Annotated in this window: 6 protein-coding genes; all 6 read right to left on the minus strand. The window is 41.0% G+C overall.

Going from position 1 to position 5843, the window contains the following annotated elements:
- Window positions 1-513 precede the first annotated feature (513 nt).
- Window positions 514-789 (minus strand): antibiotic biosynthesis monooxygenase, encoded by a 276-nt coding sequence (locus UF06_RS17700; protein ID WP_045571626.1) that lies wholly within the window; start codon window positions 787-789, stop codon window positions 514-516.
- A gap of 150 nt (window positions 790-939) precedes the next feature.
- On the minus strand, window positions 940-1191 hold the full coding sequence (locus UF06_RS17705; RefSeq protein ID WP_045571627.1) for a TIGR03643 family protein: 252 nt from the start codon (window positions 1189-1191) through the stop codon (window positions 940-942).
- Window positions 1192-2792: 1601 nt separating this feature from the next.
- Window positions 2793-3074, minus strand: a complete 282-nt coding sequence (locus tag UF06_RS17710) for a hypothetical protein (protein ID WP_045571628.1) — start codon at window positions 3072-3074, stop codon at window positions 2793-2795.
- Between the two features lie 152 nt (window positions 3075-3226).
- Window positions 3227-3640 (minus strand): HAD-IA family hydrolase, encoded by a 414-nt coding sequence (locus tag UF06_RS17715; RefSeq protein WP_045571629.1) that lies wholly within the window; start codon window positions 3638-3640, stop codon window positions 3227-3229.
- A gap of 401 nt (window positions 3641-4041) precedes the next feature.
- Window positions 4042-4461 carry a hypothetical protein gene (locus UF06_RS26935; protein ID WP_000660946.1) on the minus strand — a complete coding sequence of 140 codons (420 nt, stop codon included), beginning with the start codon at window positions 4459-4461 and terminating at the stop codon, window positions 4042-4044.
- Window positions 4462-4611: 150 nt separating this feature from the next.
- Window positions 4612-5127 carry a ClbS/DfsB family four-helix bundle protein gene (locus tag UF06_RS17730; RefSeq protein WP_082069754.1) on the minus strand — a complete coding sequence of 172 codons (516 nt, stop codon included), beginning with the start codon at window positions 5125-5127 and terminating at the stop codon, window positions 4612-4614.
- Between the last annotated feature and the right edge of the window lie 716 nt (window positions 5128-5843).

The raw sequence follows: 5843 nt of genomic DNA on the forward strand, positions 1-5843 counted from the left end.
TGCCACGCGTGCCAAGTCCCTCTTTAACGCTTTGTTATGTTTAAGCTTCAAGGGCTTACGTTTACCAAAACCAAGATTAACTCAGCATTGACTCACAAACAAAAGCCAAGACCTAAAAAACTGAAATCACTCATAGATTTGAAAAACAGACTTCGAGTTTTGGCAATTCAAGCCCAAACACTTGTGGTCAAAATACCGATTAAGCCAGTCGCACCTACTTCACGCTTACTCGAAAATTGACTGAGGCAACACTCAGAGTTTTCAGCACCAAAAAATAAATGTCCGGAAAACAGCGCCAAACGAAGCCAACTTGCCGACGAGCACAAAACCAACAAGCCGAGGGAGCAAAGAAAAGATGCAATCAACTGATTTGACGTGATTAAACATAACGCCGCGTTAAGTGGTGAACAACGCTAACCACCTAACCTAAACCATTGTACATTAAACACTTAACCTAACTGGAACTGAAATCGCCAAGCGTTGTGAATCCGCCTTAAACGCTTTGTTATGCGTTTACTCAAAGACTTCGTAATGACGCTCAACGCTCACAGTTACCTTACCCCAATGGGAAGCTTTAACTCTTTGCTGATGTTGCTCGAAAGCAACTTTATCCGTGAATTCTTCATAAACATCAAAACGGAGAGGGTTTTCTGGATTTTTAGTGACACTAAAGATAATACAACCGGGTTCTTCGAGAGTAAGACGTTTATGGTGTTCCAACTCACTTTTCACTAACTCAAGATCTAGCTCAGGAACTAGGATAAAGCCTTTCAATGTTACTTTTGACATAAATTTCCTCGAAACGCATAACGCCCTGCTAAGGGGTGAGCAATGCACTGAAAAAGCTACAGCACACCGCCTTAATCACAAAAAGAACCGCATGCTAAAAATGCCACGCATTGCGAATCCCTCTTAAGCAGTTTGTTAGGTGTGTGCCAATTAGCGATGCTTGTATTGGGTTGGGCAGTAGCCTCTACTAACTTCTGAACTGCGCAACTTAGCATGTTTTGTGTTACGACCCGAAACACGACCACGCCATAATTTAAAACTACTAGGTTTGAGTCGACTACGCATAAACTTAATCACTTCAGCTTCGTTCAGACCAAATTGATGCTTGATTGCTTCGAATGGGGTGCGGTCTTCCCATGCCATTTCTATAATTCTTGACTCGATTGCCTTGTTCAGTTCCATCTCAAATAACCGAAGTTTCGAAAATTGGTTTTACGTTCACGCTCAATTTTTGGTTCACATAACTGATGAACACCTAACGCCAAATTAAGCTGCTACCAACGCACAATGCCACTTTAAGCAATGCACCGTAAACACTAAACCATTTTAGAACCGATTCAGCCACGCGTTGGTAGTCAGGCTTGAATTTTTTGTTAGGTGTTACTATTTCGTATTCATTAACTTGGCAAAGAATCGCTAATTTAACGTATTACGATAAACGAAACCCAAACCTTTCACTCAAATTGGCAGCCAAATGCGACCAACCTAAAAACAAATGGTTAAGTCTGTTTGTTTGGTTAAATCAAAGCACCTTTGCGCCAGTGAAACATTCAGCCAACCTACGCCATTTTCCAATGAAGCAACCCACGAACATTGGCATGAGAAAAAGCGCAAGAAACGTGATGATTGGGACAGACCAAGCTGATTTGCTGACATCCGTAAACGAATTGCTTAAGAAATCCCCAAATCTTTTCCCCAAAAATTATGCTTTTCTCTTCGTAAACCTAACGCTGCGTTAAGGGGTGCAGGCCCGCAATACAAAAGCTACCGCACAGCGCCGTAAACACTGAACTTAACGCAAACTAAAAATGCCACGCGGGCCAAGTCCCACTTTAATGCCTTGTTATGATTACGGTTTAAGAAAACCCACATGACAAAGAACCGCCGATTTTACGGCATTGCTCAAAACCATTACCAAGTTTTTAAGCTAACTGACCGACAAATGCGATCAGCTTAAAGCTCGTGATTTTGCCAATCCTAACCCATCCAATCAAAGCGGCTTTGCATCAGTGAAACCTTCAACCGATATTTCCACAATTCTACAATGAAGCAACCCATGAACTTAGTTTGTGAGAGGCTGGCTATTGCAAAGAATTTTGGACAGATGGACTCAAATTGCTGAAAACCCATGAAGCTAAAAAGCCGGAGAAATCCCCAATCTTTTCCTCAAGATAGTTTTTTTCTTTTGTAAACATAACGCCCTGCTAAGGGGTGAGCAATGCACTGTAAAAGCTACCGCACGCCGACTTAATCACAAAACCCAAAGCATGCTGAAAATGCCACGCATTGCGAATCCCTCTTAAGCAGCTTGTTAGCTTAAATTTCAGCACCTTAGACTTACTAAACCTGAGAATAAACCGATTTGGAAAACCAACAAACCACTTAAGCTTTGAAACCCGAATTGACTCAAACTTTGTAGCCGTTCATTTGCTTTGAAACCAGTAAATTTTGAGAATTCATCTTCGGAGAACTCAAAGCGAAAGCAAAACTGTCAAAGCGACTTTAAGCCAAGCTTGCTAACCTCGCGCAATCCTAAAACTCCATTGAGGCAACTGCTCAAAACTTGCGCTGGCAAACAATGCTGATTTGCCGAGAAACCTGAACGAATGGCCAAGGGAAGAAAGAAAAAACCACAACCAATTGATTTTATGTGTTTTAAGCTAACGCCCGGCTAAGGGGTTGACAACGCACCACCGAACTCAAAAAACACACCGTAAACACTGAACTTCAATTTTGTACTAAAGCCGCCACGCGTTGGCAATCCCTCTTGAGCCGTTTGTTAGCTATTTTTCCCCAGTGACTGATTTGAATGATTCAAAAATGAATGTCGCCAATCCACCTGCAACATTTGAATTTGCATAATCCTTCAAAGGCTCACAAAAATTTGATTTGAGTTTATCAATAGCCTCTTCTGGAGAAGAAGCATAAATCGTATCACCTTCCACCTCTAACCCCGAGATCAAGAGTTCTTCCTTTTCAAAAAGATAAGTTTCTGAACTCATATCCAGATAAGTAAATGCATTACGATTTGAATTTGGTTTACAGAAAAATTGATACTTTGACATCTTTAATTTCCTTGCTGCTGAATAAAACAATAGCTAACGCCGCGTTAAGGGGCGCAGGCACGCAATACAAAAGTGACCGCACAATGCCGTAACCACTAAACCCAACGCAAATTGAAAATGCCACGCGTGCCAAGTCCCTCTTAAACGCTTTGTTATAAATACGGTTTCGATGAAGCCACCAAAAGCTCCGCAAAAGAAGCCAAGTTTTCACCTTTACTACGCTGTAAATGATAAGCCTGAATACCACACGATTGAGCAGCAACTACATTTTCGACTTTGTCATCAATAAACATCGTCGAGCTAGGATTCAAAGAAAAAGAAGACAGAGCATGAAAGTAGATTTCTCGATTAGGCTTCTCAATGCCTACGTATGACGAAATCATAACTTGCTCAAAGTACTGCCGAATACCTAAACTATCAAACGCCCAATCTAATGTTGCCGTCGCATTCGATAACACGAATAAGCGATACTTCTCTCGCAACTGTTCGAGAACTTCCACGGTTTCACTATATAACTGGTACTGATGCGTATCTAAGGCTACGTGGAATAATTGCTCTGCGAGCAAGTTATCACCATTTACAAAATTTGAAATTCTTGACGAGCGCTCTTGAAGCTATTGTTTCTCGTCACTCCAGTCAACGATTTTGGACTTGGCAAAGAATTGTCGATCGAATATTTGCAAGTCCGCTAGAGCTCTATCAATTAGCGCAATATCATAACCTTTCGCGAGTAGAACCCGCTCAATAATCGACGATCGGAACTCTTTGATAAACATAAGCACACCACCTGCGTCGAATATTATTGAATCTATATTTCCTTTCATTTTCGCTCAATCCATGAGTATTTATAACGCCCGCCTAAGGGGCTGGCAACGCATAACACTAAACTCAACCACAACAACCGTAACCACCGCGACTCAGTGGGACTGGAAACGCCACGCGTTGACAGTCCCTCTTGAGGCGTTTGTTAGGTAGTTTTTTGGGGACCACTGACAAAAATCAACCAATAAACCCAAAGAATTAGTAGTCCGATGCAAAATATTAGGGCTACAACGACCAACTCTATGAAACTATTTGGTGTAGACATAGTAAATAGTGAAACTGTCATTTTGATTACAACTAAAATGATCATGGGAGCGAATATAATTTGAGACGCTCTTCGAACCCACTTTGGAGTCATTGGATGGTGTAAACGACTTAAACAATCTCCTTCTGCAACAGCAGATTCAACTGGGTCAACAGTATTATAAATCCTTCCCTTTATTTGACAGTGCTCAGGGCCAACTTCGATTGAAATATTTTGATGAGTAATGGTTAACTCCCGCTCGGCAGTCTGTAAATCAAGTCGTATACCTTTCGGCGGAACTAAAACATATTTTTCCTTCACAGCATACTCCTTGCTACCTAACGCCCGGTTAAGGGGCTGACAACGCAAAAACACTGGGCTCAAAATAACAACCGTAATCACAAAGGCCGATTTGAATAAAATCCGCCACGCGTTGGCAGTCCCTCTTTAACCGTTTGTTATGTGAATTGTTCACTGTAACTCGTTGTTTTTATTAAATCGTCTAACTTTAGTGCGCATATTTTTCATTGGTGATGATGTATTGAACTGAATCATTCGACCCAACGTCCACTTTTCATACCATACCGTTTCATACAATTCTTCATTGTCTAAGTTTGAAACTAGATAGATAAGCTCGTTAATGGTTAAGTCCAACTCCTTGAGTAAGTCTTCGTATTTCCAGTCACTGTACTGATCGTGAAAACTGACTGCCAATAAACCAAGTTGATTCCATTTATAACCAGTATCAGGGAAATCTACTGGTAAACCTTGAGACTTCAAACTATGCCATTTCAAGACCAACTTTCCCCAACCTACAAGATAAGCTACAGTGTCACAAATGCTAATTTGTGTTCCTTTTACATTACCTTCAATTTCACACTTACGTGATAATGATTCTGGAACAATCCGATAATCGTCCACAAGTTTGGGAAATATCGAGTTGATGGCGGCGAGTAACTCATCTTTTGATTGTGGAATTGATGACATAGTTTCCTCCATTCACATAACGCCGCATTAAGCGGCTAAAAATTGTGGGCTAAAATACAAGCGCAGCGCAGTAGCCCACTGTTTTTAGTCCGATTAAATGCCTTGTTATATAGCCACTTTAGGAACAATGCGTTGGAAAACACATTACGATAAAACAGCCCTTTTTAAGTTCAATTTCAATCTCAACAAAGCTAGTTGACAAACGAAGCTAAACCCATTTTTAAAATACGATTTACTAACGTGGTTTTGAAAACCATGCACGCTACCGCACTTGGAATGACACAAGTTGGTGAGCTGCGAATTAAATTTTAGGTGGTACTAAATTTGCTGATTTAGAAAATTTATCAACGAAGGATATACCAGCTTCGCAATAAACCAAGCATAAATCAGACTTATAAAACCAAACACTAAAACACTGCCCGAAAGCTATATAACGCCGCACTAAGCGGCTAAAAATAGTGGGCTAAAATACAAGCGAAGCGCAGTAGCCCACTGTTTTTAGTCCGCTTGAGTGCCTTGTTAGTTGCCGTTTTGTAACGACACAAACAGCAACACGTTACACTTTACTAAAACCCACCTGCCCCGCTTTTTGCCGAAAGCCAATACAAGAATGAAGCCCGTATTTAGCATGCAAAAGTCTGGTGAGCTTTATGCCGCTAAGGTTTTAATAAAAAGCGAAGCTCTATTAGCGGCAGACTCAACACTGCGGCTGAATG

The organism is Vibrio sp. S234-5 (genome assembly GCF_000960595.1).
GTDB lineage: Bacteria > Pseudomonadota > Gammaproteobacteria > Enterobacterales > Vibrionaceae > Vibrio.

Coding starts and splice junctions, on each gene's coding strand:
- UF06_RS17700 (WP_045571626.1), bottom strand. CDS start 789: ATGTCAAAAGTAACATTGAAAGGCTTTATCCTAGTTCCTGAGCTAGAT.
- UF06_RS17705 (WP_045571627.1), bottom strand. CDS start 1,191: ATGGAACTGAACAAGGCAATCGAGTCAAGAATTATAGAAATGGCATGG.
- UF06_RS17710 (WP_045571628.1), bottom strand. CDS start 3,074: ATGTCAAAGTATCAATTTTTCTGTAAACCAAATTCAAATCGTAATGCA.
- UF06_RS17730 (WP_082069754.1), bottom strand. CDS start 5,127: ATGTCATCAATTCCACAATCAAAAGATGAGTTACTCGCCGCCATCAAC.